Below are 19,046 nucleotides of genomic sequence, written 5' to 3' on the forward strand. Positions count from 1 at the left end.
ATATCCTCTATGATACCATGTTAGCCCTCGAATTTTGTGCTGTCTATGATAATTTCAGGGAAGAAATGTGATCAATTCAATGATGATAAAACGTTGGTCGAAAATGAAAAGAGGAAGGGCAAGCCCCCTCCTCTTTTGACTAATCAGTATTAATTAATCGTCCACTGCTGATTATTGCCGCCATTCCACGTATATTGAATGTTCTGACCGCCATCCGCTGTGGAGCTTCCACTGATGTCCATATATTTACGGCTATTGCGATTCTCGATGGCATAATAGCCATTTCCGAGATCAACCAGCAGCCATTCTTGATTCTTGCCGCCATTGCTTGCATATTGAATGTTCGTGGCTCCATCAGCCGTGGATTGACCGTTGATATCCATATATTTACCGCTTTGTTTGTTGATGATGTTGTAGTAGCCGTTGGCTTTTTTCACGAGCTGCCATCTCTGATAAAGCGCCGTCGTATCCGTAAATTGCTGGATTGGCGCTGCACTGAGATTTTTATCCGTTCCACTGACAGCCAGTGACTTGTTGCTATTTCGGTTTAGAATTTTATAATTCGTCGTAGTGTTAAAACTGTAATTGGACCCAGAAACGGTGCCAGTCGCTGTATCGATCGTTATTTTATCATAATAAGTTAAACTCATGGATGTATTCGAAGGGAACGAGATTGGCAGGAATACGTACCTCGAGTCATTCACGATGCCTCCCCACGCACCCGCCCATCTATCCCCAATATAGAGGTAGGATGTTGTGGAAGTGCCTTGAACAGGGAGAATATAAGCTGGCTGTGAATCAAACGAAGTGCCGTCTCCGACGTTGCTAAGCGCACTCCATGTACCTGCAATGCTTGTTGCTGTCCCATATTTCATTTGATTCGGCGCCCAGCCGGTCGCTCCCGAAGTCACGAGGAAGTAGACGCCATTTCTTTTAAACATCGCCGCTGCTTCTCGTTGAGACCCCACCCATACCTTCTGAACCAAGGAGGCAATGGAACGATAATCCGAAGAAAGCTTGTAGATATGCGTATCTAAGTTTTCTCTAGCAGAGGAAATGAAGTATGCAGAACCATCGTCATCCACGAACAAGGTGTCGTCACGAGACATGTACTGGCCTTGTGGTTGGAAGCTGCCTTGCCATGTGTAGTTGCCATCCACTGTGGAGGAATAGGCTACTGCAGCTCTGGCTTCACTGTAATCAACGCCATTTTCTTTATGCATCCACATAACGAATTGACCTGTCGAGGCATTGTAAATGACTTTAGGCCGCTCAATATTAGCTGTTGCCAGCTCAGGAGCTGACGAATGTTTGAGTACGTTATTACGGAACTCCCATGTTTTAAGATCCGTTGAGCGGTAACAAGCGACTAAGTTATCACCGCTTCTGTTCTCGCCGAACCAGTAGTAATATGAGCCTACTTTAATGATGCCTCCGCCATGCGCTTGCAATAGATTGCCTGCACTATCCTTAATTTGAACGCCATTACTTGGAATGGTAACGCTAGCAGCTTCGGCCTTATGTCTGCTTTATGTTCACCCCATTCCATATCCATCTGAAGCTAATGTTAGGGGATTCAAGAACTGTTTCATAGTGAATAATCACAAGTTCTATGAACAATTCGAACAATGGGAATCCCCACTTTGATCACATTCCTGAACATTTTGCATGTCCATGCAGTAAAATCTACCTTAAACGAACAAAAGAGCCTCGCTGATTAGCGGGCTCTCCAATCTTGTTAATGCGCACTCTCCACTTCATCCACGTGCTTCAAATGCTGGCGGTTCATCCAAAGGTAGACCACAGCTACAACAACACATGCACCACCAACGATAAACGGCATATGCGGGTTGAACCATTCAGCTAGCTTGCCTGCCAGAAATGGCGCGATAGCCCCACCGATGAAACGCAAGAAACTGTATGCGGCCGATGCTGTTGGACGTTCAACTGGTGCTGCGTTCATGACCGCGGTCGTGATTAAAGTATTGTTATTTCCTAGGAATGCTCCAGCAATGATGACGGCAATGATAATGACGGTTTTATCTGTAGTCCATATGGACATGACAAACAAAGTAGCAGCGAACAAAAGCAGTTGAACACACATGGAAGGCACTGTTCCAAAACGTTTCTGCAGTTTCGGTGCCGTAAAGACAGATGTAAAGGCAAGCATAAGCCCCCAACCCAAGAAGACGTAACCAAGTTGATGCTCATCCAGACCTAATTTTCCCAATACGAGTGCAGCGTATACAAGCAAGGTGAAGAATCCGAAGTTATAAAGAAAAGCTGTGATTCCGAATGTACGAAGTGCTTTGAATTTCAGCGCACGGAACGGATCCGCTAACGATGCTTTGGATTTGCGAATTTGCGTTTGTTGTTTGGGCATAATAAAGAGGATCATAAAGAAGGCAATAACCATGAGTCCGGCTACACCGAAGAATGGGCCTCTCCACGAGATAGCACCAAGCTCTCCTCCTAATAGCGGACCTACGGAAATCCCCAACCCAACGGCTACTTCGAACAAAATAATAGAACGTGCGACGCCTGTTTTGGACAACGATACGATTGCTGACAAGGCCGTAGCGACGAATAAAGCGTTGCCTAAGCCCCATCCCCCACGTAACCAAACAAGACTCCAAATACTATTTGACATACCGCCTAATGCAGAGAAAAGAGCAATAATGATAATTCCTGCGAGCAGTGTTTTTTTGATGCCCAAACGGGAAGAGACGACGCCCGTAATCAACATTGCTACTGCCATGACGGCATTATAACTTGTAAACAACAAAGTGACATCACTATGAGAAGCATGAAGCTTCTTAGCAATGGCGGGTAAGATTGGGTCTACAAGTCCCAGACCCATAAAAGCGATAATGCTGGCGAAAACCACTGCCCATACTGCTTTCGGTTGACTAAACATACTAACGTTCTGGTGTTGTTGTGTCTGTGCGGCCGTATTGGCCTTACTCGTAGTTGTCGGTTGCATGTTCCAAAAGACTCCTTTTATGTTGACATTTTAGTAATACCATCATTGATGCGTTTCTGCATATATGCAATTTCCTTGCGGAACTCAGCCATCTTGGACAGTTTCTGGTCCACCATTTCCATTTGTTTATCGACCATGACCTTCATCTCCAGCAATTGCGAAAGCTTCTCTTCTGCGGCCTCGGTTTTCCAATAGACTTGCTTTTGTTCGTCCAGCTTTTCACGAATGGCTACGAAATCCTGAATTTCCATGAGTGAAAAGCCAAGAACATCCCGAGCATTCACAATTTGACTCAATCTTTCAATATGTTTGCGTGTGTATAGACGCATGCCTCCCTCACTACGTTCTGGGGGAAACAGTACTCCGATTTCCTCGTAGTAACGAATCGTTCGCTTGGTCAATCCGCTCTCCTTGGCCACATCATCAATTTTGAATGTATCCATCTGAACACTCCCATCAAACCAATTTTCTTCTCGATGTCATTATCATAATCACTTTTAACGTTAACGTCAACGTTAACTTTTAAATAACCACGCATGTACTATTTTCAAGACTTAGGATGCGCAGTTGCTCGTTTACTATTCCTTTTCCGCCTCATTATTCTCAAATAAGTAATAACAAACCAAAAAGCATGTTCAATCAATGACTTGTCCATTGATCGAACATGCTTTTTCCTACCCTATGCCCCATTCTTCCTTCTTCGTTCTGACAGTCAGCCAACGCCTCTTCTGTTATTCTTTTGATGTCAACACGTGAAGCCATCTCATCATTTACCATATCGGGGAGAATGTTATTTAAAAAATAATCTACACAAAATAAATGGATGTTTTTGATTTTAATTAATGCATTTCGATACATAGTAACGAATTCTTTCTCTGTATTTCCCTTTTGAATCTCAGCAAAAGCCTCATACACTTGATCCATCTTATCAGCCACTTCCAAAATCAGTCCTTCTATCGAACCGTCCTTACCCTCTTGAAGTTGTTTATGGAACGTCTCTTTAAACTCTGATGGAATATGCTCCTCAATGAAGTTATGGACCATCCCTTCTTCTACTTGTTGTATCAATAGCCGGAGTTCATGGGATGCATGTTTGACAGGCGTTTTAATATCTCCAATAAAGATTTCACCATAATCATGACTGCTGGTAATTTCATATAGTTTTTTCCAGTTAATTCTTGCTCCATTTTTCTCTTCGATGTCCGCAAGTGTTTTGGCATATTGAACAACTTTCCATGAATGAGCCGCCACACTATGTTCTTCAAATTTGAACTTTCCTGGACATCGTATAATTCTTTCCAACTCATTTAAAGACCTAAAATAAGTATGAATGCCCATAGTTGTAATCTCCCTTGTGTATATTCGGGTCCCTATATTTAATATACAAGCTACCTGTTAATTGGGGATTAAAACTAACTCGTACAATTGTAAATCTTCAATCACATGACTGCTACGAAATTCCTCTATTTATAGTTCTTCCTGATCCTTATATCGACTAGGTGGGATTCCCACAGCTTGGCAGAATACTCTGCTAAAATATAAGGGGTTATCATAACCTACTATTGATGCGACTTCTTTCACATGTAAGGAAGTTTCTGAAAGCATCTTTTTAGCCTCGTTGATACGGATATTGGTTACATATTGGCCTGGTGTCGTTCCAGTCACATCCTTGAATTTATGAATAAATCGAAAAAGACTCAAGTTGCACTTCTTGGCAAGTTCCGAAACTACCAAGTGCTGACTATAATTTTCGTGCATGATTTCCATAATCATATGGATGTCAGAATGGTGCTCCTCCTTGCCCTGTTTATCTGAACTTTGCAACTTTCTGCCTAGTAGCGCGAGTAAGGTGAGTAAGTAGGCTGAAGTCACATGCTCATGCAAAGGCTTCTTCATATTCAGTTCGCGGATGATTTTTTTAAACAATTCCCCCACTTCATCTACAAGGCCAACCGTTAGAATAGCGGCGTCTAGTAGTCCACATTGGTGCAAATAATCATGCACACCATGCCCGGTAAAATGAATCCAGTAGGCCTCTGTGGCATCTTTGGCGAAATACGTGTAATTCTGAGGCACGTTGGGGGTGTATAGGACGATTTGGCCTTTATGCACGTCTTGAGACTGGTGCTCCAACTCAAAACTCCCCTTCCCGCCCACTAAATAAATCAACTGATAATCCACACGGCCTTGGTCACGCTTCCGATTTAAATCAATGGTCATTAGCTTCTGATAACCGCAACAGTTGACAGTCAGCAAACTGTCATCCCAGGCCCATGAGTCGATTGAGGTTTCAAATACCCTTAGGGATTCGGGCGGCAACTTGATCGAATCTGTAGGAGACGAGATTGTCATCCACACTAGTTCCTCCTTGGAATTGAACCAAACGATCAAAGTAACTTCACCACATCTATGGTCCCCTAGCAGCCCTGATTTGTACGTACTATGTACGGAGATCAGGAAAAATGGTGAAGTTATTGACCACGTGAACACACCTATAGGAATTCGCTGGTTTGAATTTGATGCCGATAAGGGCTTCTTCTTGAATGGTGTGAATATGAAAATAAAAGGCGTATGCGTGCATCATGATGCCGGGGCACTGGGTGCCGCAGTACCAGTAGCCGTATGGGAACGTCGATTACAAGCCCTTCAGGAAATGGGCTGTAACGCCATTCGAATGAGCCATAATCCACCCGCTCCACATTTGCTCGATTTATGCGACCGGATGGGATTTCTCGTCATTGATGAAGCCTTCGATGAGTGGGAAGGCGTCAAGCACAAGTGGTCGACCGGGCACAACGTCTACCCGCCTAAGCATTTCGGCTATTATGAAGAGTTCCCGCAATGGGGCGAATTGGATATCAAGGAGATGGTTTTACGAGATCGGAACCATCCTTCTATCATTTTATGGAGCATCGGAAACGAAGTGGATTATCCCAATGATCCCTACTGCCATCCCTATTTTCAAACAATGACGGGCAATAATGACGCTAACAAACCAGCAGCTGAACGCGAATATGACCCGAATAAACCACAAAGTGATAGGCTGACCACGATTGCCACAAACCTCGTCCGCTATGTAAAGGAATGCGATATGACTAGGCCCGTCACTGCCGCTCTGGCTTTTCCCGAATTAGCGAATTTGATTGGCTATGTGGATACGCTGGATGTGGTGGGCTACAATTACAAAGAGCATCTCTACGAGGAAGCGCGGCAGCAATATCCGAATCGAGTCACCATTGGCAGTGAAAATAGCGCGAGCTTGGAAGCCTGGCTTGCTGTTAAAGATAACGATGCGATATGTGCGCAATTCATTTGGACAGGAATCGATTATATGGGCGAAGCCAAAGGCTGGCCTATTCGAGTCTCACAAGCCGGATTCATGGATCTTGCCGGTTATAAGAAAGCCAGCTATTACTTCCGTCAGAGCCTCTGGCTTGAAGATAAGATGGTTTTCCTAGCCGCAACAAGTAAAGATGATCCCGCGAATGTAAGTAACAAAAGATGGCATGGCGGTGCTCCGCACTGGAACTGGAAGGCTGGCGAGCAGCTGGATGTCATCTGCTACACTAACTGCGAAGAGGCAGAACTCTTCCTGAATGAACGGTCACTCGGTACGAAGAAACTGATTGATTCTCCACTAGGCTACCTGTCTTGGGAGGTAAGCTTTGAGGAAGGGACCTTGAACGTCGTTGCTCGAAGCGCGGAGGGCATTGGTTGTTCCTATGCATTGGAAACAGCTGCAAAATCGTACCAATTACTCCTTCAAGTAGACGCCCCTGAGATGAGCGCTGATGGACAGGATATTGCTCATGTTGAGATCGAGATCACAGACAGCTATGGCAAACTCGTGTATCTCGCAGACGATCTCATTCAACTATCCATCGATGGCCCGGGTGAAATTATTGGCCTAGAGAACGGCGATGTACAGGATTTAGAGCCCTATTCCTCTAAATTTAGAAAAGCCTATCATGGCAAGCTGCTTGCCTATGTTAGAACCGGAGTCACAGCTGGCCAGATTGTCGTTAAGGCTGAAGCACAGGGGTTGATCACAGCTTCGATCGTCATCGCTGTGAAATAGAAAATGATGAATGAGAAGTGGCCAATGCCAGGTAAGTGGCTTTGGCCATTCTTTAAGCGTGTTTTTCACCGTTACAGCACGGTGAGCAGGCGGTTCTGGCTTATTCTGCTTCTGTAACTTAGCTCCTTCTTAGCTACGTGTCCTACTCCCACCAGGTCCCCACCAATTCCACTTGCCGAGAATGACCAATAGCGCAGGTACAAGCACCAACCTAATTACCGTAGCATCGATAAATATCGCAGCTGCAATGCCCAACCCTAGCTGTTTCACACCAACAACATCTCCAAAAGCAAACGGCAAAGTGACTGCAATCATGATCGCTGCAGCAGCGTTGATAATCTTACTTATCGACCCAAGTCCGACTAGCACAGATCGATAATTATCTTGTGTCCGCTGATACTCCTCATAGATCCGCGATATTAAGAAAACGCCGTAATCCATCGAGATTCCAAATGCCAGTCCGAAGATAAAAACAGGAATCATAATGGCGATCCTGCTCGGCTCTAAGCCGAAATGCCCCTCTTCAAATAGCCAAGCTAGAACCCCGAAAGACGCACCTAAGCTCAGCAGGTTCATGAGGATTGTTTTTAAAGGGATGAGAATAGAACGGAAAGCGATGAATAAGACCACATAATTAGAAATGAGTATAAACAGAAATACATATATTACATGATCAAAAATATCATTGAAAATCTCCTGCTGATACTTTGCCTCACCGCCTAGTAGAAAGGGGAGCGCTCCTGATTCCCCCTCTATTTCCCAGCTTCTCACCCAGTCCATCACTTGTGGTGATGAGGGTTCATCTTTTAAACGAACCTGAACGAGCATCTTATTCTGATGGACAAAAGATTGAAAGATGCGCTCATAGTTTGCTATTGCGTTTGGACGTGGAGATAACGCATACAGGTGCTCATCAGACATTCGCAATGTTGAGTAAATGGAGTCCACCCTTTCAACGAGCGGATCCCTCTCTAATTTTTGTATGAGTAAAAAGGCGTTCTTCCAATCACTTTGACTCAGCGGAGTTGTTTTCCCAGTTGCAATCAGATACACATCTGAACCTGTTTTCGTGCCAAAATGTGTTTGATACGCTTCGAATGCTGCGCGGGATTCATAGCCCTTCGGTAGAGAGGTTGCATCTGGGATCGCTAATTTCATTGTTGTAAGTGGCAAGAAACAACCAACGAGGATACAAGCAGCAAGCAGGCTCATTTGCACGGGTCTATGCATCACAAATCGTGCGATAGTATACCACCAATTGTTCATACTTTTTTTCGCGTATAGCGGCCTACGTTCAGCTCGAATGGCAGGCCACCACAGGGTTAGAAGCGCTGGCACTAACGTTAATGTCAGCATGACGGACACGGTTAACACCGTCATCGCCCCTAAGGCAATGGTCGAAAATATAGGAAGCGGAATGAATAATATTCCCATGAGGCCTAAAAAAACACTCAGTGCCGAGAATAAAACAGCTCTTCCAGCTGTTGTCATCGTAGTCAGGATGGCTTGTCCAACAGGGAGCACATGAATTTCCTCACGGAAACGACTAACCATCATCAAGGCAAAATCTATACTAAGAGCCAGACCTACCATCGGAATAACATTCAGTACAAAGTTAGATAAATCAATTCGTGTTCCTATCCCATACATGATGCCCATGGAGCTCGTAACACCGAAAACGCCAACGATGATTGGAATCATCGAGGAAGTCACGCCGCCGAATGCCAGCCATAGAATCACAAAGGCGGCTGGGATGCCAAAGCTTTCCGCTTTTCTCAAATCACGCTGACTCGCTCGATTGACATCTTCTTGTACAACAGACTTGCCAGTCAATGACACATTCATCTCTCTATGCTGGGGTAATCGTGTCTGAATTTCACGTAATACGGGTTCCATGTCATGCGGGCTTTGTTCGAATCCAAGCAGCGCATAGGCGTAATCCCCTTGGATCATCCCTTCCCGTTCAAGTGGAGATATGATCTCCCTTAACCCTTGCATGCCGTGCAAAGTTAACAAATCTTGCTGCAAATACCGCTCGAATCGCTGGGGCTCGAGCTTACTATTTTTCTCAAATACGAGAATGACGGGATTCGCTGGCATGTGATAATCAGAAGCAAGCGTTCTCTCGACCTTGGCATAAGCGCCATCCGAAATCAACCCATGATCCTTCAGAACAGCAGGCAGCTTGGGGGCGTACCAACTAAAATATAGGAAGAACAGGACCCAGAATAGAACAATGAGTTTGGGGTAACGGAGGGAAATCAGACCAAGTTTATGCAAGATCATCCCCCTCCCCTTAATACTCAGTTTCCTTCAGCCTAGTCGCTTGCACAAATCGAGCTGCTAATCCAGGTGTGAACTTAACTGCAGCAAGCATTACTTGGGGTAAATATGGCACAGCTAACATAGCCTGCAACCGATGTCCCCACTTCAGTGGCCCCTTGAATTCCCGATGTACGGCCTCTGTATAGTCCCGCTCCCATTCAACTAAGCTGATCTGGCCCTTCAAATATCGTGATGCAAGTGGCGCGCAGATCAGCGCCGAGCGGAGCGCCATTGACATTCCGTCACCGCATAGCGGCGGCAGCATCATAGCAGCGTCTCCTAATCGTGGAAACCTATCCCACGCAAGCGGCTTACGCGTTAATTTTACAGGCGAAACAGCCGATTGTGTACCAGAGACAGATTGTGCAGAAGATAAGCGTTCTGATAGCCTACTATGTCTACCGCATGCCGCCTCGATCAACCCCAGAATGGATTTATCAGCCTGCTGAAATGCCTCTCGTTCCAACAACACTGCCACATTCACCTGCCCGCCTTCAATCGGTGATAGACCAAGGTAACCGCCTTCAAAGAAATAGAGCTCAACAACTCCATCCATGTTTAACCCTGTATAATGGGATTTCAGACCTAGATACGTCCCTTTGATGGACATGGCATCGCGCGATGTTTGACTCTGGAGCCCAGGTATACATGTTGCGCCACAGGCAGCAATAACAGCTCGAACCCGATATTCCTGAACCACGCCGTGCTGTCTGGTTGTAATCAGAGTTCCTTGCTCCGTAGGCTTTACAGCCATCACCGTCGTTTCAGTCTGGATCTGCACACCTGCGCGTAAAGCCGCATGATGAAGCGTCGCGTCAAGCTGGTAGCGGCTTACACCCAAAGCTGTTCCCGGAAGAGCAATCTCCAGTGGCTTCCCCCTCCTGAGAAACAAGCTTGTCCGATGGATCCTACTCGGTTTTAAAGCGTACACCGCTTCACGTAATCCAAGCTTTTTAAGCATCGTGAGGGTTTCAGGCGATAGAAATTCCCCACAAACCTTATGCCTTGGGAATGCTTTGCGATCGAACAGCACCGTATCCCAACCATTGTCAGCTAAGGACTTGGCCATCACACTCCCTGCGATTCCACCACCGATAACGGCAACATCATAGATGTGAGTCATCACGCCCGCTCCCTTTTCACAATGACGACAGCATACCTGAACAAAGGTCTCCACGAGACGATCATGTCGGAGATATCCAACGCTTTGCGCAGAGTTGTCCAATCCTTCGCTCGAAAGCCTTTGGCAACTGATAAGGGCCCATCATTCAAAATATAGCGGTTCTTTGAAATCATCCGAGCCGTCAACCACACAGCAACCCAGGCAATCCAATGTCGATGGATATCATTAATAACGACACCCAACCGAGATGCCTTCAGCATACAGCCCACAACTTGGGGAAGCTCCGTATTCGTAAAATGATGCACAAATTGCGTACTGGTCGTAATATCGACCCCATTTTCGGGAAGCTGAAATAAACTGCTCCGCATCACGCTTACACGTGGTTCCATACGAAAGAGTTCACGCGCCTCCGCGCACGCTTCCTCCGTTATATCGACTAGCGTGATGCGCAGTTCTACGCCATTCTCATCCGCCCAACGTAAGAGATGGCGATTGACATCGCCAGAACCAGATCCAACATCCAGAATGGATAATGACTTCGGTTTACCAGCTTGCAGCCATAAGCGTTTGAAGCCAAATAAAGTAGGCCCTGCAGCGCCAAAAATACGATTAAGCAGACGCAAATGTTGCAAGGCTTGCCGAAGTTCGGGGCCTCCCGACGAGAAGTCATCCATTAATTCATGCTGCATTGCTCGTTGTTTGAGCCCTTTAAACATACGATTCATCTAACTTCGTTACTTGTATGGCGGCGACTCCTCGATAGGTGAATTGAATCATTTCACACGTAAGTCCTGGGCCGAATGCGAGAGCTAGCCCACTTATCGGTCCTACTCCGCGATTCGTCAGTTCCTGCTTCATTTCATCTAGGACGAAAAGGATCGTAGCCGAGGACATATTGCCATAATTGCGCAATACCGAGCGGCTGGGTCGTGTTTCTTCCGCGGTTAATCCGTAAACCTCCTCCAATGCATCAATAATCCCCTTCCCTCCTGGATGAATCGCCCAAAGCTCCGGTTTAGGTCCGCCATCAAGCAGATACGCAACTTGTTCGGGGATCCAGGTTCCAATTAATTTAGGGATATTCGGAGACAGATATAGATCAAAACCGTGATTCCCTACCTCCCATTTCATTTCATCCTCGCAATCTTGCAGAAGAATGGAATGATCATTTCCTAATTGAAAAATGGGATGCTGCTCCTCACTTGCGACACCGATCACACAGGACGAAGCACCGTCTCCGAAAAAGGAAGCACCAAATAATGCCTCACGATCACTTGAAGGTTGAATGTGAAGAGTACATAATTCCACGCAGACAACTAGGATTTTGGCAGACGAGTTGCTGGAAGCGATTTGTCGGGACAAACACACAGCCTTCAACCCGGCAGCGCAGCCCAGGAAATTGAAAGGAATCCGATTAACATTGGAAGCTAGTCCTAATTGCTGCGTCAATGCAGCATCTAGCCCTGGCAGGAACTGTCCTGTACAGCTTACGGTGATCAGATGCGTGATGTCAGACACGTCAACGTTGGCATCGTACAGCGCCTTCTTGGCCGCAGCCAAGGCAAGGGGAACTGACTCGCGTTTATACGTCGCCATGCGATCCGACGTCGATGGTGCATCCTGATTCGTTTGTGAAAAATAACGACAATGCTCCGCTGTTTCCAGCAGGTTCGGTTCACAGGTGTATCTAGTTTCAACACCGCATTGCTTGAAAATTTTCTTCGCCCAACGCGCAGAATTAGGGTTGTCCCTCAAGGCTTCCGTTAAACGCTGCGAAGTATCTGCCTGGTCTAGACGGAATTCTGGCACAGCTGTGCCAATCCCCAGAATCGCGATAACCTGATCTTCTCGTTTCATTGTATATACTCATCCCCTTGGCTCATTCAATTCATGGCTGGACATGCGGGTTACTTTACACATATCTATTCATGGGGGACGGCGGTTATGAGAAATTTTTCCATCGTTTGGAATTGAATACTGTCACAACGTTGGAGGAATTCGAGTCAACTTGCTAGTGGCGGGAGACGGGCGCGGGGGCAGACGCTAGTGCGATGGCGGGACGCGTGCGCGGGGGCAGATGGTTCGCGCTGGCTCTGGTGGCTGGCGCGATGGCGGGGGGGTGGCGCGGGCTTCGGSGGGGGGTGGGCGGAGCGGAACTCTGGTACGAAGGTTGTTGATGTCCATTGTAGTTTAGAGGGGCTCGGCACTTAAATACATACATTATCTGGAAAATACACAATTATTTATGCGAGATTCACTAAAAAACTTGAATTAACTGTAAAACATGTAGGTAAAATCGCCTCTTCTAATCGAATCGGATAAAATGGATGATATTAACTGTAGGTTATCCATCTAATCTGCGTTTGAACGAAAAATGCCCGAATTTAACTGTATAAATTCCATTAATTCGACTGGGTACAGGGGAAACCCCCGACTTACAAACTCACCGAATATACTCAGAAACCATTCTCCATACTCATACTCATACTCATACTCATACTCCTACTCATACTCCTACTCCTACTCCTACTCCTCCCCCTACACCTACTTCCACTCCTACCCCTCCCACTTACAACCAACATGTCACACATCATCACGACCAATTCTTTTTAAGTGTAAACTTCGCTTCCCTCGACCTATCGGACGAGAAAAACTTCTATCGAAGTCCTTCGAGGCTGAGCGGCCGCGTTTAACACGTAGTTTGTATCACCACTACGAATTTGTTCTTCCGAGTACCTGAAACTTATAAATTATTATGCGGTCAAAAAAAAAGCCTTGCAACAACAAGGCTTCCTTCCTTCATTACATTTAGTTATTGATATAACGTTCAAAAATGGCACCGAAATCCTTGACCTTCAACTCAGTATGTTTCCCTTTTAGCCAGTTGTACGTGGATTCGTTAATAGCATCAAATTGAGTGACCGGAGAAGTCGTCTGTGTGGAGATACGACCAGTGGCTTCCTTCGCAATAGCTACGCTTTGCTTCGCGTATTCGAACAATTCCTCATTGTGTGCGACTGTCTCGGAAATTTTTATCAAAGCTTTGTACAAATCTTTGATCTGTTCAATTTGCTTTTTATCAACATCAATGGAGAAGTTCGTATGACCGATGATGAATTTGATCTCAACATCCAGATCGATCGTTCCCGCCGTTTCCATATACACTTCGGAGATGGCATGTGTATGGTAACTGTAACGTTTCAGCACTCGCTTAGAGCTAATCGCACTATCTCCATCTAAATGGATGAGCGCAAGGTTCGTAAAGCAATATTCATCCTTCTTGGACTTGATAATGAAGAAGATCTTCTCGCCATCCTCATGCATGACATAATCATCAGAATCAACCTTATCAAAATCAACCGGACTAATTACCTTACCAATATCACTTAAGCCTAATGCATCTGCTGCAAACTTCTTGAACACGGGAATCATCCTCTCATTAATTGAAATGTATGTAGACTACTCCCATTATACGTTATGGGTAGAATTTACATAAGTAGAAATTTGTTAGCCATTCTATCCCTTCTCTTTTTGGCGGAAACGGCCAGGGGGAACCTTCTTCTCCAGTAGGAACGTACGTGTAAAATAATGAACGGAAGAAAATCCCGTCATTTCAGCAATTTCTTTAATAGGCAGATCGCTGTTCAGCAGCAGGTGAGCCGCTTGGCGAATACGTTCACTCCGAATGAAATTGGTGAAGCTCTCATGAATTCCCTCTGAGAATAGGCGCGAGAGATGGCGCTCCGATATGCTCAAATAACTTGCAACGTCTTTTAGCTGAAGTGTTTGTGAGAGATTGTCACGAATATAAAGCTTAGCTCGGCGCATCAGTATCTGTGTGCTTTTATGCCGCATGACAGGCAGCTTAGAATGCCTTCCGAATACAGCAGGGAACGATACCAATAACGCATAGGCAACCGAATGAATGGCTGTATAGGGAAGACTCCCATGCCCCTCTCGGATGAGAAGTGATCGCCATAGTTGCACAGTTGGTACATCATCAGCCTCATAAAGAACGACATCACCATGGAGTGCAAGCCCATTGAATGTTTCCCGCATGGCGTCATCACATAAGGTTTCATCCAGTTCAAACGCGATAAATACGATGTTCAACCCTTTATCCGTTCGAATTTGGTGAGTAATACCGGGTTTTGAGCAAAAAAGCGTCCCTGCACAAAGTGGATAGACTATGCCTTCCTCTGAATACTGACCTTCTCCATCCAAAATGTAACAGATCTCAAAAAAAGAATGCTTATGGGGTTGATTATCATATAAACAAGCGTCAACTCCCCAATAATGCACTTTAAAGACAGCTTCCGCTCCTTGGATTACCGTTAAATCTTCATTCAACATCGCATACGTTTCCTTATACTGATACATGAGCTTCACCTTTTCGGAAAATGGCCTTATTGTGCAAAAATATGTCCTCTGTTGAAAAAGATCACACCGTCAATATCTCCTATAATTATAGATAGAAAACGGATTTATGAGCAACCACAAAATGGAGGCATGGAACAATGATACAATCCAACGATGTTGATTTTTACAAAGAAAATGGTTACTTGCTAGTCAAAGGGGTATTTAATGAATCCGAAGTTGCGGAGATGCGAGTCGCTGTAGAGAACATTATTAGTCGTGCCGCACACGCAAAAGCCGATCGAAATGATGCTTGGCAAGGGGACTATTTGCCTGCGGAAGAATTGAAAAAGCTCGTTCTCAAGGGCTTCCATGATGTGCATTATCACGACGCATCCTTCATGCGAGCCGTCATTCACCCGAATATGGTAGCGGTTTTGAGACAAATCATCGGGCCTAACGTTCAACTTCATCATTCAAAAATGCTGGTTAAGCCTCCTGAGAACGGCGCTGCGTTCCCGATGCATCAAGATTATCCGTATTTCCCGCATGAGAAACATTCGATGTTAGCAGCAAGCGTTCACTTGGATCGTGCGGATGAAGAGAACGGCTGTCTGCGCGTTATTCCGGGCTCTCATCTGTCTGGAAGCTTGCAACATATCGGCACGCATTATCTGAATCATAAAGAGTATCCGATCCATATGGGAACACCTTGTGAAGCGGAAGCTGGCGATGTTCTGTTCTTCAACTACTTAACGATCCATGGTTCCTCTTCGAATATGAGCTCAAGAACACGGAGAAATGTGTTATTCCAATATCGAGAGGCGAGTGACTTCCCGACTACACAGGAACATTTTGACTGGGGTATGGGGTTAATGGTTAGCGGAGAAAATCCTAATTTCACGAAAGTGAAGCCTAACTATAAGATTATTAAAGACGCATAGCGTGATGTGAACACAACAAAAGCCCCTTCAATCTTGCTCAGCAAGGGTTAAAGGGGGCTTTTGTTGATTATTCTTGTCTTGCGATAGAAAAGGAACGTGAAAGTACTATTTAAGCAAAATCCTTCCTTCACGGTTAGTAAGGAAACGTACGTACGCTATCCGTTCTATTTTCGAGGTTGGGAAAAGAAGCTTACTTTTCAATAATGAGGACGGCTTTAGCTGCCAGTGTTGCTTCATTTTCAATAAAATCCCCAGATAGTAAATCCGTTCCCTTCAAATCGCCAAGCGCAATCGTCGCAGCTTGATTATTATGATTCAAAATAAAGACGAATGACTCATTCTGCTCATTAGTTCTCGTAGAAACCTCTACCCCAGGTACAGGTGGAATTGGCGCAGTAATTCCTTTATCTTGGCACAAGTTGCCAAGCAGACCTTGTAGAAAAGCTGGCTCAGGACTAGAAGCGACGTACCATGCTTGCCCCGCTCCGAATTTATTTACAGTCAGCGCAGGCATGCCTTGATAGAAATCTTTGCCATAAACAGCTTTTACTTCTGCTCCCTCAGCATGGATTAAATCACACAGAATACCGCATTGGTAACTGCCATCCAGTCCGCCCCATGGCTCAGTTAGCTGAATTTGGTTGCTCTGATCAGGGAATAATGCATCGATTTCTTCTGCCCAAATGCCTAGAACATTACGCAGCTCGCCCGGATAACCACCAAGGGTTACGCGATCATTCTCATTGACGATGCCGCTGAAGAAAGTAGTCAGAAAGGTTCCACCGGCGTGAACGAATTGTTCCACACGTCCAGCATATCCTTCTTTCACCATATAAAGAACAGGTGCAATAACGATATCATAGCCCGTGAGATCCGTATCCGTACCGATAAGATCCACTTGAATATTTTGCTGGAACAAGGCGTCATAGTATTTATGAACTTCATCTACATACTTAAGGTCGATTGTTGGACCACTTGAGAGTTCAACCGCCCAACGGTTTTCCCAGTCAAACACAATGGCGACACGCGCCTTCACTCTTGCGTCCAATACTTTATCCGATAACCGCTCCAGCTCATGCCCTAACTCAGCGCACTCGCGGAATACCCGCGTATGTTCATGTCCAACATGCTCAATGACTGCACCATGGAACTTCTCACAAGCACCTGCTGACCGGCGAAGCTGGAAGAAAAGAATGGTATCCGCACCACGAGCAACCGCTTGATAACTCCAGAGCTTCATTACACCAGGACGCTTCAACGAGTTATACTTCTGCCAGTTCTGTTGGCTTGGCGTTTGTTCCATCAGCATAAACGGTTGACCTTCTTTTAATCCACGCATCAAATCATGCGTCATGGATGTCAAACTGACCGGTGTATCCAAGGAAGGATAATTGTCCCATGAGATAACGTCCAAATAGGGAGCCCATTTGAAATAGTCTAAAGGCTTGTAAAGACCCATTAAATTTGTTGTGATGGGTGTATCTGGGCAGTGACGTCTGATCGCGTCATATTCCAATTTGTAGCAGTCTAATAAGCTATCGGACATAAATCGGCGATAATCTAATGAAATCGCTTGGAAGCATGAACGATCCCCAGGCCACTCCTCTGAAAGCGCATTAGGCGGAACGATTTCCTCCCAATCATAGAACGTATGACCCCAAAACCCTGTATACCACGCTTTGTTTAACTGATCCAAAGTTGTATAACGTGCTTGCAGCCATGTTCGGAATCCGCTGGCGCAGTTATCACAGTAACAATACCCACCATATTCATTGGAAATGTGCCAAATAAGAACCGCCTCATGATCCTTATAGCGCTCAGCTAACTTTTCTGCAATTCGCTCCGAATAGGTGCGATAGGTTGGACTATGCGGACATGAATTATGTCTCATACCAAATTTATGTTTGCGTCCTTCGAAGTCCACTCGGCATACATCTGGATATTTCTTAGCCATCCAAGCAGGATGAGCCCCCGTACTCGTTGCTAAACAAATATAAGTTCCATTCGCATGGAGACGCTCAATAATGTCATCCAGCCAAGTAAAATCGTACGTATCTTCATTCGGTTGTGACAGCGCCCACGAGAAGACATTGATCGTCGCAACATCAATTCCCGCAAGATTAAACATACGTAAATCCTCATCCATAACTTCTTTATCCCATTGTTCTGGATTGTAATCTCCACCGTACCAAATTTTGGGCAGCTTAGTATGTATCACGATTCGCACCTCTTCGTATAATTTCATATAAGAATAAGTACATTATATTAGATTCATATTTATGTTAAAATATAATATAATTGCAATCTCATATAAGAAAATGGAACAGGATGATTCATTGTGCATACACGATTCCTACTAACGCCTAGTACAGCCCAGCCCTACCCGTTATTTATAGATAGCATTGGTCATCACGAAGATCAGGAGAAGCTCAATCGTAAAGATGGATTTCCTTATTATCATTGGCTGCAAACCTTTTCTGGCGAAGGGGAATTTGAAATGGAGAATAGGAAAGTCCGTTTATCGAAAGGCACTGGAGTCCTCATGCTGCCTGGTGTACCACATACTTATTATGCTGTTACGGATACTTGGTGTACACAGTATGTCACGTTCGGAGGTAATAGTGTGCACACGATCTTAAGTACATTAGATATGCTGGAATCTGCCGTCTTCCGTTGGGACGAGGAAGGTCCTTTACACCTAGCGCTCACAATGATATTGAACAAGCTACAGACACAAGCAGATTATTCGGGCTATGATGCATCCGCGGATTTGTACCATTTCTTGATTCAGATTAAAAAACATGCCCAAATCAACAATCGCACTTCGATTACGAATCAAATGCTTCACTTGCAGCCCCTAACGGACTGGCTGGAAAATCACTATCCGAATCCGGATACCGGAATCGAACAGATGGCCGCGGTTCTTACGATTACACCAAGATATTTGAATACGTTGTTTCAGCATGCTTTCGGCCTTTCTCCATATGCCTACCTCATCATGATGCGACTTCGCAAATCCAAAGAGCTTTTGCTAACCGAAAGACATAGAGCCGTTAAAGAGATTGCTGTACGTGTAGGTTTTCGGGATACGAGCCATTTTATTGCGAGCTTTCGCAAACAAATTGGCCTTACGCCAGAGCGATTTAGGGAGTTGAATTAATGGAGGGGCTGATACTCATTAGACGGATGAAGCGAGTATCCCCCTATATTTAACATAAAAACCTCCGAAAGCAGCTG

The 19,046-nt window shown here is 45.2% G+C and carries 15 protein-coding genes; 3 read left to right on the forward strand and 12 right to left on the reverse strand.

Annotated features, from left to right (window positions below; translation table 11 throughout):
• Positions 1 to 149 precede the first annotated feature (149 nt).
• The 5 genes from ASG89_RS06105 to ASG89_RS06125 form a co-directional block, all read right to left on the reverse strand.
• Positions 150 to 1,451: an RICIN domain-containing protein gene (locus ASG89_RS06105; protein ID WP_200963435.1), complete on the reverse strand. Its 1,302-nt coding sequence runs from the start codon at positions 1,449 to 1,451 to the stop codon at positions 150 to 152.
• A 287-nt stretch (positions 1,452 to 1,738) separates the two neighbouring features.
• Positions 1,739 to 2,983: an MFS transporter gene (locus tag ASG89_RS06110; protein WP_057309675.1), complete on the reverse strand. Its 1,245-nt coding sequence runs from the start codon at positions 2,981 to 2,983 to the stop codon at positions 1,739 to 1,741.
• A gap of 17 nt (positions 2,984 to 3,000) precedes the next feature.
• Positions 3,001 to 3,426, reverse strand: coding sequence for a MerR family transcriptional regulator (locus tag ASG89_RS06115; protein WP_057309677.1), 426 nt, complete (start codon positions 3,424 to 3,426; stop codon positions 3,001 to 3,003).
• Between the two features lie 196 nt (positions 3,427 to 3,622).
• Positions 3,623 to 4,321 (reverse strand): YfbR-like 5'-deoxynucleotidase, encoded by a 699-nt coding sequence (locus tag ASG89_RS06120; RefSeq protein WP_082592780.1) that lies wholly within the window; start codon positions 4,319 to 4,321, stop codon positions 3,623 to 3,625.
• Positions 4,322 to 4,450: 129 nt separating this feature from the next.
• Positions 4,451 to 5,335 (reverse strand): AraC family transcriptional regulator, encoded by an 885-nt coding sequence (locus ASG89_RS06125; protein ID WP_057309679.1) that lies wholly within the window; start codon positions 5,333 to 5,335, stop codon positions 4,451 to 4,453.
• Between ASG89_RS06125 and ASG89_RS06130 the strand changes: the two genes are divergently transcribed.
• Positions 5,226 to 7,061: a glycoside hydrolase family 2 TIM barrel-domain containing protein gene (locus ASG89_RS06130; RefSeq protein ID WP_082592782.1), complete on the forward strand. Its 1,836-nt coding sequence runs from the start codon at positions 5,226 to 5,228 to the stop codon at positions 7,059 to 7,061. The genes ASG89_RS06125 and ASG89_RS06130 overlap by 110 nt on opposite strands.
• Positions 7,062 to 7,190: 129 nt before the next feature.
• Here ASG89_RS06130 and ASG89_RS06135 read toward each other — a convergent pair whose 3' ends face one another.
• The 6 genes from ASG89_RS06135 to ASG89_RS06160 form a co-directional block, all read right to left on the reverse strand.
• Positions 7,191 to 9,347, reverse strand: a complete 2,157-nt coding sequence (locus ASG89_RS06135) for an MMPL family transporter (protein ID WP_057309683.1) — start codon at positions 9,345 to 9,347, stop codon at positions 7,191 to 7,193.
• A gap of 10 nt (positions 9,348 to 9,357) precedes the next feature.
• Entirely contained in the window at positions 9,358 to 10,509 is a 1,152-nt protein-coding gene (locus tag ASG89_RS06140) for an NAD(P)/FAD-dependent oxidoreductase (RefSeq protein ID WP_057309684.1), read from the reverse strand.
• Positions 10,509 to 11,225, reverse strand: a complete 717-nt coding sequence (locus ASG89_RS06145) for a methyltransferase domain-containing protein (RefSeq protein ID WP_057309727.1) — start codon at positions 11,223 to 11,225, stop codon at positions 10,509 to 10,511. Before ASG89_RS06145 ends, ASG89_RS06140 begins: the two co-directional genes overlap by 1 nt.
• A complete protein-coding gene (locus ASG89_RS06150; protein WP_057309685.1) occupies positions 11,218 to 12,366 on the reverse strand; it encodes a type III polyketide synthase in 1,149 nt (382 codons plus the stop codon). The genes ASG89_RS06145 and ASG89_RS06150 overlap by 8 nt, the downstream gene beginning before the upstream one ends.
• Before the next feature lie 951 nt (positions 12,367 to 13,317).
• On the reverse strand, positions 13,318 to 13,932 hold the full coding sequence (locus tag ASG89_RS06155; protein WP_057309686.1) for a PH domain-containing protein: 615 nt from the start codon (positions 13,930 to 13,932) through the stop codon (positions 13,318 to 13,320).
• A gap of 93 nt (positions 13,933 to 14,025) precedes the next feature.
• A complete protein-coding gene (locus tag ASG89_RS06160) occupies positions 14,026 to 14,889 on the reverse strand; it encodes an AraC family transcriptional regulator (protein WP_057309687.1) in 864 nt (287 codons plus the stop codon).
• 137 nt (positions 14,890 to 15,026) lie between these two features.
• Here ASG89_RS06160 and ASG89_RS06165 point away from each other — a divergent pair, with 137 nt between their 5' ends.
• Positions 15,027 to 15,809, forward strand: a complete 783-nt coding sequence (locus ASG89_RS06165) for a phytanoyl-CoA dioxygenase family protein (RefSeq protein ID WP_057309689.1) — start codon at positions 15,027 to 15,029, stop codon at positions 15,807 to 15,809.
• A gap of 190 nt (positions 15,810 to 15,999) precedes the next feature.
• Here the strand turns inward: ASG89_RS06165 and ASG89_RS06170 are convergent, their stop codons facing one another.
• Positions 16,000 to 18,027, reverse strand: a complete 2,028-nt coding sequence (locus ASG89_RS06170; protein ID WP_057309690.1) for a beta-galactosidase — start codon at positions 18,025 to 18,027, stop codon at positions 16,000 to 16,002.
• Positions 18,028 to 18,147: 120 nt separating this feature from the next.
• Here ASG89_RS06170 and ASG89_RS06175 point away from each other — a divergent pair, with 120 nt between their 5' ends.
• Positions 18,148 to 18,969, forward strand: coding sequence for a helix-turn-helix transcriptional regulator (locus ASG89_RS06175; protein ID WP_057309692.1), 822 nt, complete (start codon positions 18,148 to 18,150; stop codon positions 18,967 to 18,969).
• Positions 18,970 to 19,046: the final 77 nt, after the last annotated feature.

The sequence above is a fragment of the Paenibacillus sp. Soil766 genome (assembly GCF_001428105.1).
Lineage (GTDB): Bacteria > Bacillota > Bacilli > Paenibacillales > NBRC-103111 > Paenibacillus_E.

Excerpts from the sequence above, each read along its gene's own strand:
- ASG89_RS06110 (WP_057309675.1), bottom strand. The coding sequence starts at position 2,983 with ATGCAACCGACAACTACGAGTAAGGCCAATACGGCCGCACAGACACAA.
- ASG89_RS06115 (WP_057309677.1), bottom strand. The coding sequence starts at position 3,426 with ATGGATACATTCAAAATTGATGATGTGGCCAAGGAGAGCGGATTGACC.
- ASG89_RS06120 (WP_082592780.1), bottom strand. The coding sequence starts at position 4,321 with ATGGGCATTCATACTTATTTTAGGTCTTTAAATGAGTTGGAAAGAATT.
- ASG89_RS06125 (WP_057309679.1), bottom strand. The coding sequence starts at position 5,335 with ATGACAATCTCGTCTCCTACAGATTCGATCAAGTTGCCGCCCGAATCC.
- ASG89_RS06135 (WP_057309683.1), bottom strand. The coding sequence starts at position 9,347 with ATGATCTTGCATAAACTTGGTCTGATTTCCCTCCGTTACCCCAAACTC.
- ASG89_RS06140 (WP_057309684.1), bottom strand. The coding sequence starts at position 10,509 with ATGACTCACATCTATGATGTTGCCGTTATCGGTGGTGGAATCGCAGGG.
- ASG89_RS06145 (WP_057309727.1), bottom strand. The coding sequence starts at position 11,225 with ATGTTTAAAGGGCTCAAACAACGAGCAATGCAGCATGAATTAATGGAT.
- ASG89_RS06150 (WP_057309685.1), bottom strand. The coding sequence starts at position 12,366 with ATGAAACGAGAAGATCAGGTTATCGCGATTCTGGGGATTGGCACAGCT.
- ASG89_RS06160 (WP_057309687.1), bottom strand. The coding sequence starts at position 14,889 with ATGTATCAGTATAAGGAAACGTATGCGATGTTGAATGAAGATTTAACG.
- ASG89_RS06165 (WP_057309689.1), top strand. The coding sequence starts at position 15,027 with ATGATACAATCCAACGATGTTGATTTTTACAAAGAAAATGGTTACTTG.